General features: G+C 57.2%; 17 protein-coding genes. 10 read left to right on the forward strand and 7 right to left on the reverse strand.

The features are described 5' to 3' along the window. Positions 1-23: 23 nt before the first annotated feature. Positions 24-1,322 (forward strand): MFS transporter, encoded by a 1,299-nt coding sequence (locus QLG10_RS12880; RefSeq protein ID WP_248677534.1) that lies wholly within the window; start codon positions 24-26, stop codon positions 1,320-1,322. A gap of 190 nt (positions 1,323-1,512) precedes the next feature. Here the strand turns inward: QLG10_RS12880 and QLG10_RS12885 are convergent, their stop codons facing one another. From QLG10_RS12885 to QLG10_RS12900, 4 genes are all read right to left on the reverse strand, one after another. Further along, positions 1,513-2,766 carry an OprD family porin gene (locus QLG10_RS12885; protein ID WP_282487464.1) on the reverse strand — a complete coding sequence of 418 codons (1,254 nt, stop codon included), beginning with the start codon at positions 2,764-2,766 and terminating at the stop codon, positions 1,513-1,515. Between the two features lie 92 nt (positions 2,767-2,858). After that, positions 2,859-4,163, reverse strand: a complete 1,305-nt coding sequence (locus tag QLG10_RS12890; RefSeq protein WP_020797484.1) for a citrate:proton symporter — start codon at positions 4,161-4,163, stop codon at positions 2,859-2,861. 141 nt (positions 4,164-4,304) lie between these two features. Continuing rightward, positions 4,305-5,636: a C4-dicarboxylate transporter DctA gene (dctA, locus tag QLG10_RS12895; RefSeq protein ID WP_110750160.1), complete on the reverse strand. Its 1,332-nt coding sequence runs from the start codon at positions 5,634-5,636 to the stop codon at positions 4,305-4,307. Between the two features lie 44 nt (positions 5,637-5,680). Next, positions 5,681-6,763: a 4-oxalomesaconate tautomerase gene (locus tag QLG10_RS12900; protein ID WP_248677536.1), complete on the reverse strand. Its 1,083-nt coding sequence runs from the start codon at positions 6,761-6,763 to the stop codon at positions 5,681-5,683. Positions 6,764-6,929: 166 nt separating this feature from the next. On the opposite strand from QLG10_RS12900, the gene QLG10_RS12905 reads away from it, so the two are divergent. Further along, positions 6,930-7,820: a LysR family transcriptional regulator gene (locus tag QLG10_RS12905; protein ID WP_110750162.1), complete on the forward strand. Its 891-nt coding sequence runs from the start codon at positions 6,930-6,932 to the stop codon at positions 7,818-7,820. Positions 7,821-7,855: 35 nt separating this feature from the next. Here the strand turns inward: QLG10_RS12905 and ilvA are convergent, their stop codons facing one another. Continuing rightward, on the reverse strand, positions 7,856-8,869 hold the full coding sequence (gene ilvA / locus QLG10_RS12910; RefSeq protein WP_282487465.1) for a threonine ammonia-lyase, biosynthetic: 1,014 nt from the start codon (positions 8,867-8,869) through the stop codon (positions 7,856-7,858). Between the two features lie 495 nt (positions 8,870-9,364). Between ilvA and QLG10_RS12915 the strand changes: the two genes are divergently transcribed. From QLG10_RS12915 to QLG10_RS12925, 3 genes are all read left to right on the forward strand, one after another. Continuing rightward, complete coding sequence (locus tag QLG10_RS12915; RefSeq protein ID WP_110750166.1) at positions 9,365-10,180, forward strand: DUF1206 domain-containing protein; 816 nt, start codon at positions 9,365-9,367, stop codon at positions 10,178-10,180. Positions 10,181-10,316: 136 nt separating this feature from the next. Then, positions 10,317-10,565 (forward strand): hypothetical protein, encoded by a 249-nt coding sequence (locus QLG10_RS12920; protein ID WP_042955357.1) that lies wholly within the window; start codon positions 10,317-10,319, stop codon positions 10,563-10,565. A 93-nt stretch (positions 10,566-10,658) separates the two neighbouring features. Then, positions 10,659-10,895 (forward strand): hypothetical protein, encoded by a 237-nt coding sequence (locus QLG10_RS12925; RefSeq protein WP_110750202.1) that lies wholly within the window; start codon positions 10,659-10,661, stop codon positions 10,893-10,895. On the opposite strand, the gene QLG10_RS12930 is transcribed toward QLG10_RS12925, so the two are convergent. Beyond that, on the reverse strand, positions 10,882-11,151 hold the full coding sequence (locus QLG10_RS12930) for a hypothetical protein (protein WP_110750204.1): 270 nt from the start codon (positions 11,149-11,151) through the stop codon (positions 10,882-10,884). The two genes, QLG10_RS12925 and QLG10_RS12930, sit on opposite strands and share 14 nt — an antisense overlap. Before the next feature lie 339 nt (positions 11,152-11,490). Here QLG10_RS12930 and QLG10_RS12935 point away from each other — a divergent pair, with 339 nt between their 5' ends. Then, positions 11,491-12,183 (forward strand): 3-oxoacid CoA-transferase subunit A, encoded by a 693-nt coding sequence (locus tag QLG10_RS12935; protein ID WP_168758081.1) that lies wholly within the window; start codon positions 11,491-11,493, stop codon positions 12,181-12,183. Between the two features lie 8 nt (positions 12,184-12,191). After that, positions 12,192-12,833 (forward strand): 3-oxoacid CoA-transferase subunit B, encoded by a 642-nt coding sequence (locus tag QLG10_RS12940; protein WP_188263854.1) that lies wholly within the window; start codon positions 12,192-12,194, stop codon positions 12,831-12,833. Positions 12,834-13,001: 168 nt separating this feature from the next. Here the strand turns inward: QLG10_RS12940 and QLG10_RS12945 are convergent, their stop codons facing one another. Beyond that, positions 13,002-13,871: a methyl-accepting chemotaxis protein gene (locus tag QLG10_RS12945; protein WP_282487467.1), complete on the reverse strand. Its 870-nt coding sequence runs from the start codon at positions 13,869-13,871 to the stop codon at positions 13,002-13,004. Positions 13,872-14,258: 387 nt separating this feature from the next. Here QLG10_RS12945 and QLG10_RS12950 point away from each other — a divergent pair, with 387 nt between their 5' ends. The 3 genes from QLG10_RS12950 (at position 14,259) to QLG10_RS12960 (ending at position 17,991) form a co-directional block, all read left to right on the forward strand. After that, positions 14,259-15,182: a LysR family transcriptional regulator gene (locus QLG10_RS12950; RefSeq protein WP_110754860.1), complete on the forward strand. Its 924-nt coding sequence runs from the start codon at positions 14,259-14,261 to the stop codon at positions 15,180-15,182. Positions 15,183-15,518: 336 nt separating this feature from the next. After that, complete coding sequence (locus QLG10_RS12955) at positions 15,519-16,808, forward strand: MFS transporter (protein WP_282487468.1); 1,290 nt, start codon at positions 15,519-15,521, stop codon at positions 16,806-16,808. Between the two features lie 4 nt (positions 16,809-16,812). Continuing rightward, on the forward strand, positions 16,813-17,991 hold the full coding sequence (locus QLG10_RS12960) for an amidohydrolase (RefSeq protein ID WP_188263851.1): 1,179 nt from the start codon (positions 16,813-16,815) through the stop codon (positions 17,989-17,991). Positions 17,992-18,009: the final 18 nt, after the last annotated feature.

Consider the following 18,009-nt stretch of genomic DNA (forward strand, 5'->3'; position numbering starts at 1 on the left):
CAATATTGATCACCACGGTAGCCATGATGAAAACAACAACTCAAGACACCCGATCCAAGGGGTCGAAACTGGGCGCCATCCTGCGGGTCACCAGCGGCAATTTTCTCGAACAGTTCGACTTCTTTCTGTTCGGGTTCTACGCGACCTACATCTCGCAGACATTCTTCCCCGCCACCAGCGAGTTCGCTTCGCTGATGATGACCTTCGCCGTATTCGGCTCGGGGTTCCTGATGCGTCCGTTGGGCGCTATCGTGCTGGGGGCGTACATCGACAAGGTGGGACGGCGCAAGGGATTGATCGTGACACTGTCGATCATGGCTGCCGGAACGGTATTGATCGCGTTGGTGCCCGGCTACGCCAGCATAGGCATCGCAGCGCCGATATTGGTGTTGCTCGGGCGATTGTTGCAGGGATTCTCCGCGGGTGCGGAAATGGGGGGTGTTTCCGTGTACCTGGCTGAAATCGCCACGCCCGGACGCCGGGGTTTCTTTACCAGTTGGCAGTCGGCCAGCCAACAAGTGGCAATCATTCTTGCGGCTTCATTGGGTTATGCGATTAACGCGTCCATGGACGCTGCCGACGTTGCAGCATGGGGCTGGCGTATCCCATTTTTCATTGGTTGCCTGATTATCCCGTTCATCTTCATCATTCGCCGCTCGCTACAGGAAACCGATGCTTTCAAAGCGCGCAGCCATCACCCAAGTGCCAGTGAAGTCTTTCGCTCGATGCGCGACAACTGGCGCACGGTACTGGCTGGCGGTCTGTTAGCGTCGATGACCACCACCACGTTTTACCTCATTACCGTCTACACCCCGACTTTCGGTCGGTCTGTACTGAACCTGAGCACCAGCGACAGTCTGGTGGTCACGCTCTTCGTCGGCCTGAGCAACTTCATCTGGCTGCCCATCGGCGGTACGATCTCTGATCGCATTGGACGCCGCCCCTTGTTGCTGGCGGTCAGCTTGCTGTGCATCTTCACCGCCTATCCCGCCATGCATTGGCTGGCCGCGGCGGCAAGCTTCGAACGACTGCTCGCCGTGCTGCTGTACTTCTCTTTCTTCTTTGGCATTTACAACGGCGCGATGGTTGCGGCTTTGACCGAGGTTATGCCACAGAATGTACGAGTCGTAGGATTTTCGCTGGCATTCAGTTTGGCAACGGCTGTGTTTGGCGGTTTTACGCCCGCCATTTCAACAATCCTGGTGCAGGCAACAGGTGACAAGGCGTCGCCCGCCTACTGGCTGATGTTTGCTGCGCTGTGTGGGTTCACAGCGACGACGATCTTGTATCGCAGGCAAAAAGCTGTGCCAGTCAACGCTTGATCAAACGGGGGTTTCGGCGTAATTCAGGGCTTCGCGCTGAATAAATATCGCGCCCTGGCCTGCATTGACTGGTTTTCGTCTCAATGCAGGCCAACAACCGACCTATCCTTTGCAGAGCCCTGCTCCTCGGTGCCCAAACCTAAAACCAGAGCAAACAACATTACGGGGGCGCGAGGCCGCGATCAGGGGATCACCAAAGAACGATGTCGTAGGTAAAGTAGACCCGGTTGCTGTCTCGGCCACGGGAATAATCCGAGCGGTAAACGTAGTTACGCAACCGCACACCCAGGCCTTTGAAGGTGCCTTGCTGTACGACGTAAGCCAGTTCGGCATCACGCTCCCACTCTTTTACCGTGGTGTTGGATTTACCGTCGTTGCCGCTCAAATAGCGGGTGGAGAACGTCAGGCCCGGCACACCAACGGCAGCAAAGTTATAGCCGTAATTGAGCATCCAGGTTTTTTCATCTTCCTCGACGAACTTGCCTATCCCGGCGTTGCTGAACGAGTAAACCGTAGCGCCACTGATAAAGGGCAAACCAGCATCACCACTCAGGGTCTGGTATCCGCCACCGAAGGTATGGCCGGAGATGGCGTAGGACAGTTGCCCGCTCAGCATGTTGTTGTCGATCTTGCCGCTGTAGGCAGAACCGGTATCAACACTGTTGAAGTAGCGCAAATCACTGGTCAGCACGCCGCCGCCCAACGGAAGATCGTGCTGGATACCCGCAAAATTCTGACGGTAGAAATTTTCCAGCTCGCCGTAGAAGTAACTCAAGCGAATGGTTTTCCCCAGCTTGTATTCGGCCCCTGCGTAGCTGAAGTCGCCTGATTTATCACCGCCATAACCGTCGGGCACAATCGGCATGCTGTCGGTGGAGTCACGCTGTTTGAATCGATCCAGGTAGCCCCCGGTGAGGGTGAGGTTGTCGATGTCGCCGCTACTGATCTGTGTGCCCTGGAACGTTTGCGGCAATAGTCGCGCATCGTTGTAGATCAGCACCGGAGTCTTGGGTAACAAGGTGCCGTATTTGGCCGTGGTCTTGGCCAGTTGGGCCTTGGCGGTCATGCCCAGGCTTGAAAACTCGTCAGCCGCACGTCCGTCATCATGGACGGGCAACAAGCCAGTGCCGCTGCGGCCCCGGCCGGAGTCAAGCTTGACCCCGAGCAGGCCAATGGCATCCACACCAAACCCGATGGTGCCGGGGGTAAACCCTGACTGGTAATCCAACAGGAATCCCTGGGCCCACTCGGTTCGCTCGCTCTTGGCCGTCCTTGCCGATTTGGCACTCAAACCATGCTCGTCGCGGAAGTTTTCATTGAAATAGACATTGCGCAGTTGCAGCTTGAGCTTGCTGTCATCGATAAATCCTTGCGCACTGGCACTGGCCAGCGGCAACAGACAAAGAAGTGGAAACAGCGCCCGTTGGGTGTGCAAAGTGGTCATGACAAGCTACTCATTGTTGTTTTTTTGGAGTGCAGGACAGCGCGCGCCTCACTGGCGAGGCGCGTCAGGAAAATGCAATGGAGTTGGGGGAATCAGGTAAACAGACTGATCGCCCCGGTCAACAGCGCTAGCGCGGTAATCACCAGGGAAGTGAGCACCGCCCATTTGACGGTGGCTTTCTGGAAGTCGCCGATATCGCGATCAACCATGCCCACCAGCAACAGGGTTGAAGCCACCAACGGACTCATCAGGTGTACTGGCTGGCCGAGAATCGATGCGCGGGCGATCTCCACCGGATCAATGCCATACGCCGCGGCGGCATTCGCCAGGATGGGCACCACACCGAAGTAGTAAGCATCGTTGGACAGGACGAAGGTCAGCGGCATGCTGGTAATCGCCACGACCAGTGGGAACAGATGCCCCCAAGACGGTGGAATCCAGTCAACCAGGGTTTGCGCCAGCGAGTCCACCATCTTGGTGCCCGAAAAAATCCCGGCAAAGATACCGGCGGCAAACACCAGGAGTACGACTGTCATCGCGTTGCCCGAATGGGCAAGGATGCGTTCCTTCTGAATATCCAGTTGCGGATAGTTGATCATCAGCGCCAGTACGAACCCGATCAGGAACAGGATTGCGGAATGCATGATCCCCATCACCAGCGCGACCATCACCACGATCACCAACAGCAGGTTGACGTAGGCCAGCTTCGGGCGCTTGTGCGGAGTGTCTTCAAGAATCGCCTTGATGTAGCAATCACCGCCGCCGCTTTCCAGTTGGATATTACCGATACGCTTGCGCTCGGCACGCCCCAGCAGGAAGGCGGTGAAGACCACCCACATTGCACCGCCGATCATGGTCGGCAGCAACGGCACGAAGTAGGCGCCGGCATCCAGGCCCAGCGCCGCGATCGCTCGGGTCGCGGGCCCTCCCCAAGGGGTCATGCCACTCATGATGCTCAGAGAAAGCATGGCAATGGTCGCCAGGATCATTGGATTCATCCCGATACGTTTGTACAGGGGAAGCATTGCCGCACAGGTAATCATGTAGGTGGTGGTGCCATCACCATCCAGGGCCACCAGCAGCGACAGCAACGCTGTGCCGACCGCGATTTTCATCGGGTCGCCGTTGACGCGTTTGAGGATCTTGCGAATCAGCGGGTCAAACAGGCCGGCGTCGATCATCAAGCCAAAAAACAAGATCGCGAACAGCAGGAGCGCGGCCGAAGGTGCGACCATTTTCAAGCCGTCGAGCATCATCTTGCCGGTAGTGCCCCCAAAACCGCCAATGACGGCAAACACAATCGGCACCACTGTCAGGGCGACAATCGGCGACAACCGTTTGGTCATTATCAGGACGGTGAAGACCACCACCATGGCCAAGCCAAGCAATGCGAGCATAGGTAAGTTCTCTTGTTCTTATGAGTAGCGTGGCCGACGCACAGACGCACGACCCCGCGCCCGCCAGATGGCACGATCAACGTAACCTGGCGGGGGGTGTTCATTGAGGTATTTAAGGGAGCTCGATTCAGCCGTGACCGGTCAGACGTGTTCCGTGACCTTCAGGCCGTCCCAGTCCGGCTTCTGGACTTGGGTAGGGGTTACCGCGGGCAAAGGTGTGCCGTCCAGGGTGCGCATCAGGGTCTCGCGATCGCAGGCGTTCTCCGAGATGGACATCACCACGGTAGCCACCGCGTTGCTTGCCAGACTGGTCAATGCCCGGGCTTCCGACATGAATCGGTCGATACCGATCAGCAGGGCGAGGCCGGCCAGGGGAATGTCATGGATCACGGTGAGTGTCGAAGCCAGCGCGACAAAACCGGCGCCGGTGACACCCGCTGCCCCCTTGGAGGACAAGAGCATGATCGCCAGCATGGTCACGGTCTGGGTCAGGCCCAGTTCGATGTTGCAGGCTTGGGCAATGAACACTGCTGCCAGCGAGAGGTAGATCGCCGTACCGTCGAGGTTGAACGAGTAACCTGTTGGCAGCACCAACCCCACCACACCTTTCTTGCAACCCAGGGCTTGCAGCTTTTCCAGCATCCGCGGCATCACAGGCTCAGTGGAAGACGTCCCCAACACCACCAGGAATTCTTCACGGAAGTAACGCAGCAACTTCCAGAGGCTGAAACCATTGGCTCGGCAAATGCTCCCCAGCACCACAAAGACGAAGAACGCACAGGCGATGTACAACGTCATGATCAACTTGGCTAACGAGCCCAGCGATGTAATACCGTACTGGCCTACGGTGAACGCCAGGGCGCCGAAGGCACCGATCGGAGCGAAGCGCATCAGGTAGGAGAAGATCTTGAACACCATGTGCGAGGCAGACTCCAGTACATCCAGTACCGGCTTGCCACGCTCGCCGATGGCCGAGAGTGCAAAACCGCTAAGCACTGCGATGAACAACACCGGCAGTACTTCACCTTTATTGAAAGCCCCGATGAACGTATCAGGGATGATGTGCATGAAAAACTCGACCACTCCCAGCTTCGCGGCAGAATCGGTGTACTGCGACAGGCCCTTGGTGCTCAACTGGGTGGGGTCAATGTTCATGCCCACACCGGGCTTGAACAGGTAGACCGACACCAGGCCGATGATCAAACTGATCACGGTCAGCGCCAGGAACAGCAGCATGGTCTTGCTCAACAGGCGGCCGAGGGAGCGTTTGTCGCTCATGCCGGCGATGCCGGTGACGATGGTGCAGAACACCACCGGAGCGATCATCATCTTGATCAGCTTGATGAAGGCATCACCCAGCGGTTTCAAGGCAATGGCCTGTTGCGACCAAAAATGTCCGACGAGCACGCCCAACAACACGGCGAGGAGGATCTGGAAGTAGAGCGATTTTACAATTTTCATGGCATCACCCATTTTTAGAATTGTGCTGATGCAAAAACGGCAATGACTAGGGGGAATTATCCGGCGAGTCGTTGGGAAGCCGCGGCGTAGACAAAACCGGAGAACAGCCGGCGCGCTGTACGTACCACCGAGGCGCGAATGGTCTCACCCTGATCGCCGGTGTAGGACAAAACGACATCTATTCCACCACTTGGATGTTCAATGCGTACGTGCTTCAAGCGCGGCTCGCTAACCCCGCCAAGCAATTGCGCGACCACACTGCCTGGCGTGACGCAAGCAGTGGCCAGGCCGATGGAACCGGTGATCGCCAAGGCCCGGTGGCAGTTGTGGGGCATGAAGTAGCGCACCTGGATTGTGCCGCCAGCCTTGGCCGGAGATACCAGCACGGGCTTGGGAATCACTTTATCGCTGACATCACCCAGGCCCATTGCCAGGCCGGCTTGCAGTCGCAAGGACTCCAGGCGACGCAAGAACTCTTTGTCGGCATCCAGCTCAGCAGGACTTTCATCACCCCGTTTACCCAGTTGGCCGGCTTCGACGATCATCATCGGCATTGCCATGTCGATGCAGGTCACTGCGATACCGTCGATAAAATCCTGCGTTCGCCCCGTCGGGAAAAGTTTACCGGTCTTGCTGCCCGCAGCATCCAGGAACGTCAGTTGCACAGGCGCGGCGGTACCCGGCACACCATCGATGGCGGTGTCGCCTTCATAGCTGACCGTGCCACCGGGGGTCTGAACCTCGGCGTTCACAAAAGTCCCGGTATTGAGGTTGCGAATACGCACACGGGTCAGGTCTTTGCAGGCTTTGACCAGCCCTTGCTCGATGGCGAACGGGCCAACGGCGCAGAGCATGTTGCCGCAATTGGGCGCGGTGTCGACTCGACGTTGGGACACCATGACCTGAACGAACAAATAGTCGACATCTGCCTCAGGATGCAGCGACGGGCTGACGATCGCCACCTTGCTGGTTTGTGGGCTGCCGCCACCGATACCGTCAATTTCCAGCTCATGTCCAGAACCCATAAGGTTCAGCAGCAGTTCATCACGCTCTGCGATCGCAACAGGTAAATCCCAGGCGAGAAACACTGGGCCCTTGGAAGTACCACCGCGCATTAGCACACAGGGAATTCGTTGCATGAATACTGACTCTTGTTGATCAATGGGGGTTATTGATGTCTTGTGAGCAAGAGTCGCAGGCTTTCAAAATTGTTTCCAATGCAAATATCAGCCTGATTATTGCGTTTGACGAATGATAAATCTAGGATGACTGGGCTGAACAACGCTCCTCTGAGGGGATAAAAAAGTGAATTATGAGCTTAATGACATCCGATCTTTCGTGAAGATCGCAGAACTTGGCAGTTTCCACGAAGCAGCCGATGCGTTGCATCTCTCTCAACCGGCGTTGAGTCGCAGGATGAAAAAGCTAGAAGAAGGATTGGGAACAGCGCTCCTCGATCGCACGACAAGACGGGTAAGCCTCACCAGTGTCGGGCGAGACTTCCTGCCCAAGGCACGACGCTTACTGGATGACTTCGACGACTCGATACTCAACATCCGGGAGCTGGCGGAGCGCCAGAGCGGCCGGGTAACCCTGGCCTGCATCCCCACCGCTGCCTTCTACTTTCTGCCATCGGTCATCCGCCTCTACAACGAGCGCTATCCACAAATTCGCATTCGCTTGCTTGACCTGAGTGCGAACGAAGGACTGGAGGCTGTCCTGCGCGGCGAAGCCGACTTTGGCATCAACATGATGAGCGGCCAGCACCCGGACATAGAATTCGTGCCGTTGGTCAACGAGCCTTTTGTCCTGGCATGTCGACGCGATCATGAGTTGGCCAAACGAAGCTCCGTCACCTGGTCTGAACTCAGCAATTACCGCCTGATCGGGGTCGGTCGCCTGAGCGGCAACCGAATGTTGCTCGACCACGCTCTGTCGGGCTTGAGCTGGCGTCCGCAGTGGTTTTATGAGGTGCAACACCTGTCTACATCGCTGGGTCTGGTAGAAGCTGGATTAGGCGTTTCGGCAATGCCGAGCCTGGCGATGCCTGCAGTGGATCATCCAACGTTGGTGAGCATCCCTTTGACCGAGCCTGTTGTGAACCGTTCGTTGGGACTGGTTTACCGACGGGGCGCCTCCCTCTCCCCGGCAGCGGAAAAATTCGTCTCCATCCTCCTGGAACAGTGGGAGCAATGACCCATGGCCGGATTAACCCGCCCTGGAATCCGGCATTACGCTGATGCCTCACTCAATGCAGCGCGTTCGGCCACATGGCGTAAAGCGTCGAAATTGATATTGGCACCGGAGTCGATGGCAATCAGCGTCTGATCCCGCACACCCGTTCGCGCAACGTATTTCTTGATGCCAGCAACGGCCAGGGCGCCAGAAGGCTCAGTGATAGAGCGTGTATCGTCGTAGATATTCTTCATCGCGATGCAAAGCTCGTCGTTACTGACAGTCAGTACCTCATCGACGCAAAACCTGCACACCTCAAAGCCGTGGGCGCCGATCTGCGCGACCGCCACGCCATCGGCAAAGGTACCCACACTTGGCAGCACCACTCGTTCATCGGCCTGGAGGGCTGCATCCAAACAGGCTGAATGTTGCGACTCGACGCCAATGATGCGCACCTCTGGCCGCAAGTATTTAACGTAAGCCGCGATGCCGGCGATCAAACCGCCACCGCCCACCGGAACAAAGATGGCATCCAGCCCTCCTTGATGCTGACGCAGTATTTCCATGGCGACCGTGCCCTGCCCGGCAATCACATCCGGATCATCGAAAGGCGAAACAAACGTTTTGCCGGTTTGGCTTGCCAGTTCTAGTGCATGAGACAAGGCAAACGGAAAGCTTTCGCCGTGCAGCAGTGCCTGGGCGCCACGACTACGGACACCTGACACCTTCAACGCTGGCGTCGTGGTGGGCATGACAATCATGGCGTCGATGCCAAGTTGCCGTGCGGCCAATGCCACCCCCTGGGCATGATTGCCCGCGGAAGCGGTGATCACTCCACGGTTCTTTTGCGCCGCGCTCAAGTTGACCAGTTTGTTGTAGGCCCCTCGGATCTTGAAGGAAAAGGTCGGTTGAAGATCTTCGCGCTTGAGCAGGATCTGGTTACCCAAGGCCAAGGATAATGCAGGTGCCGGCTGCAGGGGCGTATGCACGGCCAGTTCGTAAACCGGCGCGGCGAGGATCTTTTTGACGTACTGCTCAAGTAGGGTGTGTTGGGCGAGCGTACTGGGCATGATCGTCTCCTGACATTGATCAGAGCCCCGAGACAGAAAATGAAAACCCGCCTCCAGGGCGGGTTGGGTGCTGCAGTCGTGAGCTAGCCCGCCAAATGAGGAATGGCGGTAATAATGCTTGGCTGGCAGCGCAATACGGTGAAAGTCATGCTCGGAAATTAACCGGGTGCCGATGGCAAGTCAACGGCCAATTTTCAAATACTTCGGTAGCTGATCGGCAACACTTCATCTACGTCTGCGTGGCGACAAAAGCACCGACTTGGAAGTGTTTCGTCACACAGTTGCCCCTTTATGTGAAACATCGCAGTGGGATTAGACCGCACCCATTCAACAACGGACTGGCCCCAGCTAAGGCCGAGAAAGAACTGAACGCCGTGTCCGGGATTAGTTGCCCACTACAGAGTGTCCATTCTGAGTGATTGAAGAACTCGACCTTTATCGAACCCTTGCCGAAGCGATAGGTCTGCTCTTGTACACGTCCACGGAAATAACCGAATGTCCGCTCAACACACCCTTGTCGTCCTCGCTCGGGGCGGATATGCCGCTCGCGGCGTTCTGTATCTGATCATTGGTATCTTCGCGCTGCTGGCGGCTCAAGATTCAACAAAACCGAAGGACAGCCACAAGAGCCTTGAAGCGTTGTTGAGCCAGCCATTCGGATATGTCCTGGTTGGGCTAGTGGTGGCGGGTCTGCTGGCCTTCGCAGGGTGGCGAGTGCTGCAAGCCATTCGCGACGTCGATCATCACGGTACGAAACTAAAGGGATTGGTGATTCGTGCGGGTTTGTTGGCGGGCGGTTTACTCAATGGTGCTCTTGCGTTTTTTGCCTTAGGGCTGCTCATTAGCGGCGTCAGAAGCTCAGGTAATGCCGGAGCTGGGGAGACGAAGGATCTACTGGCGCATCTTTTGTCCTGGGATCACTCAAACGTGGTCGTCTACCTCGTGGCGCTCGTTCCATTAGGCGTAGGAATTGCTCACATCATCAAAGGATGGAAAGCGTCGTTCGAGAAGTATCTTGAGGCTGATGAGGACGTGATGCGATACGTCCGTCCGGTGGCTCGTTTCGGACTCATGGCTCGCGGCGTGGTGTTTATTGAGATCGCCCTGCTGCTGGCGATCAGCGGCTCCCGTTATCAAGCCACGGATCCACCCGGCATGAAGGAAGCGCTCGATGCCCTTCAGAACCTGCCTGTTGGCGGTTTGATTCTGATGGTGATGGCTTTGGGATTGATCGCCTTTTCGGCCTACAGCTTCTCCGAAGCCGCATGGCGCAAGATAAACATGGATGTGCCTGGGGTAACGAAAACATAGGCGCGTGGCAGGAGCCACCGCCAAGGCCGAACCCTCAGTATTAAATTAATTTGAACCGCTTTGGGACGTGCCCGCCTAATGATCAGCTTGTGATGAATTGCACAGGCAATGTGCCAATAACGGCATACTCCGAGAGGTGATCGACGTGGCTAAAGACGAGAAGAAAAGCAAAGGTGACGCTTCGAAAGCAAGCAAGGATTTGAAAGACAAAAAGGCATCACCGGCGAAGAAATCAGCTGCGGCCTCGGCTCTTTCGAAGTCTTCCGAAAAGAAAGACAAGAAAAAAGATGCCGAACCAAAGAAATCTGCAAAAAAAGCTGATAGCAAGCCAGAAAAGGCCAAGAAATCAGAGAAAGCAGAAAAGTCCACGAAAAAGAAAAAGTGACATCCTGGTATTTGCTAGGGCTTTACGCCCTAGCTTACTCAGGCCGAGCTGTTCGCAACCGCGATCAGTACCTTCGCCATGAAGGTGGAGCATTTGGACAATCTTGATTGGGTTCAATGGCCGGCGATGTTCGTCACGGTACTTGCGGCGTGGCTGATCGGATCACAGCGCCCTGGAAGGCGAATGACCGGGTTCGTATTGTTCAGCTTGAGTAACGTGCTATGGGTGATTTGGGGCATTTATGCGCAAGCTCATGCCCTTATCGTGTTACAGATTTGCCTGTTCCTGATGAATCTCCGTGGGTTCAAAAAGAACTCTAGAGCCCCGTAGCATCAGGATCCCGGGATACCCTCGAACCCTTGAGATTCTTTCTGAAACCCCGGGCGTTCATCCCTAGAAGAACACACTCAAGTACGATCAACGCATAAGCGTGCGAGTGAAGGCCCCAGACAACCCACAACGCATTGCTTGCGATGAACCCCCAAAAAGCGATCATCCGTCGGCGTGGTCGTTGGGAACCGACGAACCAGGCCGAGATCACCGTGACCACCATAGCGGGCCATTGCACAAGATCGATGTATTCCAAGCCAGCCCCCCCTCGCGCTACAGCCTTATTCAATGTGCAACGCCAGCACTGGCCAGCGAGTTGAGAGTGGGCAGTCCACTCAAACCGTGGATATGGCGAATAGGTGATTCGGGCCATCGGCGCGGTAGATGTAAGGGTCTGGACACCGCTGCACAGCTCAAAGTTCTAAGCGAAGCCTTCGGGTTACGGTTTCGTTCGCTAATCGCACGACATCTCCTGCCAGGACACCCGCCTGCGCCCATTGTTTGGCACCCTATGCACATCGTTGCAGTAACCATGAATTCATGCGGTTTGGCGTCAGAGCATTCTGTTCGGCCAACTTGAAAACAGGAGTAAGCCTTGATCAATAAAACATTTGAATCCGTCGCTGCTGCACTGGACGGTATTGCCGATGGTTCGGTCATCATGGTGGGTGGCTTCGGCACGGCCGGGATGCCGTCGCAGCTGGTGGATGGCGTCATCGCCTCGGGCGCTCGCGATCTGACCATCATCAGCAACAATGCCGGCAATGGTGAAATCGGCCTGGCCGCCTTGCTCAAGGCCGGGCGCGTTGCCAAGGTCATCTGTTCGTTTCCGCGCCAATCCGATTCCTATGTATTCGACGAACTCTACCTGGCGGGAAAGGTGCAGCTTGAAGTAGTGCCGCAGGGCAATCTGGCCGAACGTATTCGTGCGGCAGGCTCTGGAATCGGTGCGTTTTATTCGCCTACCGGATATGGCACGTTGCTGGCCGAAGGCAAGGAAACCCGGGTAATCGACGGTCGTAACTATGTACTGGAAATGCCGTTGCACGCTGATGTCGCCTTGATCAAGGCCGAAAAGGGCGATCGCTGGGGCAACCTCACCTATCGCAAAGCCGCGCGAAATTTTGGACCGATCATGGCGATGGCAGCGAAAACGACAATCGCCCAGGTCAACCGGATCGTCGAGTTGGGAGAGCTGGACCCCGAACACATTGTCACCCCGGGGATCTTCGTTCAGCGCGTGGTAGCAGTGCCGCTCGCCCCTATCTCGAATGCCAACGTCAACTGAGGCCCGCCATGACTGTCATGAAAAAACTATCGCGTAGCGAAATGGCCCAACGTGTGGCCGACGATATTCTCGAAGGCTCTTACGTGAACCTGGGCATTGGCGTGCCCACGCTGGTGGCCAACTACCTGGGTGACAAGGAAGTGTTCCTGCACAGTGAAAACGGTGTGCTGGGCATGGGCCCGAGTCCTGCACCGGGCGAGGAAGACGATGACCTGATCAACGCGGGCAAGCAGCATGTGACGCTGCTACCCGGTGGTGCCTATTTCCACCACGCCGATTCGTTCTCGATGATGCGCGGTGGGCACATCGATATTGCCGTGCTGGGCGCCTTCCAGGTTTCGGTCAGCGGCGACCTTGCCAACTGGCACACCGGCGCCGAAGGTTCCATTCCCGCAGTGGGCGGCGCGATGGACCTCGCGACAGGCGCACGCCAGGTGTTCGTCATGATGGATCACCTGACCAAGACTGGCGAAAGCAAATTGGTGCCGCAATGCACCTACCCGCTGACCGGCATTGGCTGCGTGACTCGTATTTATACCGACCTGGCTATTCTGGACGTGACTGCCCAAGGCTTGAAGGTGCGGGAGATCGTTGCCGATATCAGCTTTGAGGACTTGCAAACGCTCAGTGGCGTGCCGTTGATTCGATAACGGCTCGAGTTTGCGTGGCCACGCAGCCATGTGCCGGACGGCTTCAAGCTTGTCCGGCAACGTGGCTGCGTTGGGTTGCTTGTTTGCGGGCAGCCGGACGCAGGCTGAAATTGAACGTCATGTCGACGTTGTCGCCCTGGGTCGAACGGGGAAGAATAGTCAGCCTGTTCAGGCCGCTATCCGGGTTGCCTGCAGCGCCAGCTCGTGCAAGCTGGCCAAACGCTGCATGATGCGCTCGACCACTTCCAGCCTGGCCACCGCACCACTGCGTAACTCCCCCATCGATTGCAAGGCGACCTCGGCCTTGTCCAGGCCCAGGCGCGTTGAATCGGTAAGCTGTTCAAGCCCCTGACGGGCATCTTGGGCCGACTTTTCCAGGCCTGTGGCAATCTGCCGGATTTGCGCACTGGAGTCCGCTGCCTGGCGCGACAGATTACGGACCTCGTCCGCCACCACTGCGAAACCGCGGCCATGATCACCGGCCCGTGCGGCCTCGATCGCGGCATTGAGTGCCAACAGGTTGGTCTGCCGGGCGATGTCCTGGATGCTGCCGACAATCGCACCAATGCGCACCGACTGGCTGCCCAACTCATCGAACACCTGATCCAGGCGCTGCAGATACTGATCCAGGTCCCCAAGCACCGCAGCCGAAGACTGCATGCTCACCGCACTGGCCTGTACCCGCTCGCCCGCGCCACGCGCCAACTGGTTGGCAAAGCGCATGTCTTCTTCAGTTTGCAGCACCACTCGCGTCAGGTGTTCAAGTGCCACCTTTACTTGAGCCCCCGGCCAAGCAGGCTCGACCACTGGCAACGACACGAGCGGGACCGGCTCGCTGCAAATCATCGGTTCCGGCTCCCGCTGTACGAGCACTTCAACCACCCGCACTGGCTGACGGTGATAAAGGAACGCCGCTGCCACCAGCAACAGGTCGATGATGCCGGCATATATCAGGTGCAGGCCATTGCCGGCAGCGAGCAGCAGCACCGCGCCGCCAGCTGCAACCAGGGCCAATCGCGCCAGAATTTTATTATCCATACTTGTCTCCAGGTCACTCACAGCAACGTCCAGGTGCAGCTCAGGATCAGTGTGCTCTTATTGTTGTTATGAACGAGGCAAGGCGTGGCGGCAGCATTGTTGCGCGCCATGTAAAGCACCGTTACGCAGGAAGCAAGTGGAAGGTATTGAGACTGTGAGAGTGGCAATATCCGCTTTGCGCTTATCGCTATCCGCTTTGTGCAAAGGGTGATATCGCGAGAGAAACGATGCCTGGCTTTTTGGCTCATGGGGCTTGCAGTCACAAGCGTCCGCCAGCAGCGCTGATTCCGGGGTTCTTCAGATTGCCATCGCATTGTTGCAGCTGTGACAGGCATGACACTATGCAAGCGATTGAATCTTCATCGCACCGCAAGGACCTGTCAGTACGTGAAACTCCATCAAATCAAGGCACTGGTAGCCATCCACCAGACCGGAAGCATCAGTGAGGCCTCGCAGATTCTGCATGTCACCCAGCCAGCCATCAGCCGATCGATCAAGGACCTTGAAAGCGAGCTGGGCCTGGCCCTGCTGCAACGCTCCCACAGGGGGATGTCGCTCACCGACGAAGGCCGTCGCATCATTCGCCATGCACAGTTGACTGTCGAGAGCATGCGACGGCTACAACTGGAGGCTGAAAACATCAGGGATATGCAGGTCGGTGAAGTCACCATCGGTGTCACGTCCCTGACATCCGTGCTCAAAGGACTGGGAGAATGCATCGCCGGGTTCCAGACGAAAAATCCGCGTGTTCGCATCCGCCTGGTGGACCTTCGTCCCAACCAGATGCTGCAGCGACTGCGGGACGGCACCCTGGATTTCGCCATCACTTCGCAGCAGCATACACAAAGGCTCAACCTGGATTGGGAAGCGCTGAGCCGCATGCGGGGTCTGGTGGTGTGTCGAAAAAACAATCCACTTCGCCACTCCCACTCGCTGCGCCAGTTGCAGTTTGCGAACTGGATCAGCCTCGATGCGATCGACGATCACTCGTCTCAGTTCTACCAGATGTTTGAAGACAACGAGATACCTGCCCCACAGCGGATAACCGAGTGTTCATCGGTCCTGTTGGCCCTTGATCTATTGCACCATGCGGATGGGTTCATGACGCTCAGTGAAGCGGGAATGGAGAACACGCTGCCCAAGGGGCTCATTGAAGACCTGATGCAGGTCATGATCGAAGAAAGCATCCCCGAGTATCCCATCTACCTGGTTTGCATTGACCGACACGCCCTGACCACTACGGCTCGAGACCTCTACTACGCGATTCGCAGCGTGCTCTCGCAGAATCAGCCAATGGGTGCTTCACGCTAGCGCGCGGTCGATTCGAGAAGCTTAAGAAAAACGCAACGATATGCCTAACGGTTAAGTCTGTCCCTGTTTCGTTGGGGCCGACCACCCTGACGTCCGGCATATTGGGGCAAACCCTGTACCCTTTTCTTGTGGTGGCTTGCCACGACGCCTGCCTCGTTGTCGTCAAACAGTGCGTTTGATCGATAATCGGGCGAAATCGAACCTTGCTGGCGCGGTCCTCCATCGCCGCGTCCCGGCATCATAACCAACGGTTAATCATCGAAAAAAAGCGCAAGTGCGCAGTGACAATGTTTGCCGGATATTCAGGCCACAACAAAACTGTCACAGGATCAATCGATGACAACTCTGCAAGCGTCTCCCCTCCCTTGCGCCGCAACGCCCTCCGTGATCGGTTCCAGGAAAGCCACCGTCGCCTGCGCCCTAGGCAATGCCCTGGAAATGTATGACTTCACGATCTACAGCTTCTTTGCCGTGGTGATCGCCAAGAACTTCTTCCCCGCACAGTCGGCCATGGCATCGCTACTGATGTCGCTGGCCACCTTTGGCGTGGGTTTTCTCATGCGACCGGTGGGCGCACTCGTGATTGGCCGCTTTGCCGACCGCCGTGGTCGCAAGGCCGCCTTGAGCCTCACCATCAGCTTGATGACCTTCGGCACAGCGATGATTGCCTTCGCGCCTTCCTACCAGGACATAGGTTTGTTCGGCACCTTGATGCTGGTGGCGGGTCGCCTCACCCAGGGCTTTTCCGCTGGCGGAGAAATCGGCACCGCATCGGTGTATCTGATGGAGTCCAGCGCTACCGCAAATCGCTGTCGCAATGTGAGTTGGCAAGCGGCCAGCCAGGGCTACGCGGCCATGGTAGGCGCAGGTCTGGGTTTATTGCTCAACAACGCGTTGAGCGCAGAAGACCTTGAAAGCTGGGGCTGGCGCATCCCCTTTGTGCTGGGGCTGCTCATCGGACCGCTAGGCTGGTACATCCGTCGCTGCCTGCCGGAAACCCATGAAGCCGAACCGGCCAAGCGCGCCGGTCGACTGCGCGATCACATCGATCTGCGTCACACCCTGCTGGCGATCGGGCTGATGGCCAGCGCCACCATCGGCATCTACCTGTTCATTTTCTATATGCCCGCCTACCTGACGGTCACCCTGGGTTACCCGCAACGCAGTGCCTTGGCTATCGCCTGCGTGGCAAGTGCCTGCCTGGCAGTCATTACGCCTCTGGCAGGACGTTTTGCCGATCGCCACGGCCTGCGCAAGAAACTGCTGGCCTGGACCATCACCTTGCCCGTGTTGCTGGCGTGGCCAGCGTTCCATGTGCTCAGTTTGAGCACCGATTTGTTCGTGGCGATGTTCGTCATAGCGATTCTGGTACTGCCTGGCTGTATCGGTTCGGGTGCCTTCTTCGCCCTGATCATGGAAGCCTTTCCAAAAAATCGTCGGGCCCTGGGCACCGCCGTCAGCTACAGCTTCGGCGTCACGTTGTTCGGTGGTTTTTCCCCTTTGATCGCCACATGGCTTACGTCGGCCCTGGATACCCCCCAGGCACCGGCCCTGTACCTGCTCGCCGGCGGCGCCCTCAGTCTGGCGTGCCTGGCGGTATTCCCCGAAAACCCTGGTCGGGAGTGACCTGATGAATGCAATAAACCAAACCCGGCCCCTTGCCGAACTGGACCTGGACGCTTTTATCCAATTGCGCCGGGACATCCACCAAAACCCGGAACTGGGTGCGCATACCCCGCTGACCGCCGAGTTGGTGGCCAGCAAGCTGGAAAGCTGGGGCTACGAAGTACATCGGGGTATCGGCGGGCATGGCGTGGTCGGCGTACTGCGCCGAGGCAACGGCACTCGCCGCTTGGGCTTGCGTGCCGACATGGATGCCCTGCCAATGCAGGAGAAAAACCGCTTCGCCCATGCCAGCCAGATCGAGGGCCGCATGCACGCCTGCGGCCACGACGGCCACACTGCCATCCTGTTGGCAGCCGCGTGGCGAATCTCTCAGTCGTCGGACTTCAATGGCACGCTTAACCTGATTTTTCAACCTGACGAAGAAGGTCTGGGTGGAGCCAAGGCCATGATGGACGACGGCCTTTTCACCCGTTTTCCTTGTGACGCGATCTTTGCCTTGCACAACTTGCCGGGAATACCGGTGGGCACCGCTGTGGCCCAGGAAGGTCCGACCATGGCCTCTTCGGAATGCGTGCGCGTGTTGATCAAAGGTCGCGGCGGCCATGGCGCAATGCCCGAGCGCGCCGTCGATCCGATACCGGTGCTGGCCAGCATGATCAACGCGATCCAGACAGTGAAGTCGCGCAATCTCTGCGTCGATGAACACGCCGTGATCAGCATCGGCATGGTCGAAGCTGGCAGTGTCTACAACATCATTCCCGACACGGCATCGATGCTGATCAGCGTGCGTACCGACACTGCGCAGACCGAAGGCAAAATCAATCAGCGCCTGGCGCAAATCGCCCAAGGTCATGAATTAACGTTCGGCGTCAAAGTCGAACTTGAAACCACGCAACTGGCGCCAGCGCTCGTCAATAGCGTGACGCAAACGCAGATGCTTCGCCAAAGCCTGGCGCCACTGTTCAAGCCCGGCCACTTGTTGCCACACGCGGCGAAGATCATGGCAACAGAAGATTTCGCCTGGATGCTGACCGAGGTTCCCGGCTGCTACTTCTTCCTGGGTAACGGCGAAGGCGAGTTTCATGGCTGCTCAGTGCATAACCCCCACTACGACTTCAATGACCAGCTGATTCGCATCGGCTCTGACTGCTGGCTGAAACTTGTGAAGGATTTTCTCGACTGATGCCGCAGGCTCGGATGG

This window comes from Pseudomonas sp. V98_8 (genome assembly GCF_029967975.1).
GTDB classification, from domain to species: Bacteria; Pseudomonadota; Gammaproteobacteria; order Pseudomonadales; family Pseudomonadaceae; genus Aquipseudomonas; species Aquipseudomonas umsongensis.

What these genes read in the sequence shown, in the direction of transcription:
- QLG10_RS12880 (WP_248677534.1), top strand. Translation starts at nt 24, where the DNA reads ATGATGAAAACAACAACTCAAGACACCCGATCCAAGGGGTCGAAACTG.
- QLG10_RS12885 (WP_282487464.1), bottom strand. Translation starts at nt 2,766, where the DNA reads ATGACCACTTTGCACACCCAACGGGCGCTGTTTCCACTTCTTTGTCTG.
- QLG10_RS12890 (WP_020797484.1), bottom strand. Translation starts at nt 4,163, where the DNA reads ATGCTCGCATTGCTTGGCTTGGCCATGGTGGTGGTCTTCACCGTCCTG.
- dctA (WP_110750160.1), bottom strand. Translation starts at nt 5,636, where the DNA reads ATGGGTGATGCCATGAAAATTGTAAAATCGCTCTACTTCCAGATCCTC.
- QLG10_RS12900 (WP_248677536.1), bottom strand. Translation starts at nt 6,763, where the DNA reads ATGCAACGAATTCCCTGTGTGCTAATGCGCGGTGGTACTTCCAAGGGC.
- ilvA (WP_282487465.1), bottom strand. Translation starts at nt 8,869, where the DNA reads ATGCCCAGTACGCTCGCCCAACACACCCTACTTGAGCAGTACGTCAAA.
- QLG10_RS12915 (WP_110750166.1), top strand. Translation starts at nt 9,365, where the DNA reads ATGTCCGCTCAACACACCCTTGTCGTCCTCGCTCGGGGCGGATATGCC.
- QLG10_RS12940 (WP_188263854.1), top strand. Translation starts at nt 12,192, where the DNA reads ATGACTGTCATGAAAAAACTATCGCGTAGCGAAATGGCCCAACGTGTG.
- QLG10_RS12945 (WP_282487467.1), bottom strand. Translation starts at nt 13,871, where the DNA reads ATGGATAATAAAATTCTGGCGCGATTGGCCCTGGTTGCAGCTGGCGGC.
- QLG10_RS12955 (WP_282487468.1), top strand. Translation starts at nt 15,519, where the DNA reads ATGACAACTCTGCAAGCGTCTCCCCTCCCTTGCGCCGCAACGCCCTCC.
- QLG10_RS12960 (WP_188263851.1), top strand. Translation starts at nt 16,813, where the DNA reads ATGAATGCAATAAACCAAACCCGGCCCCTTGCCGAACTGGACCTGGAC.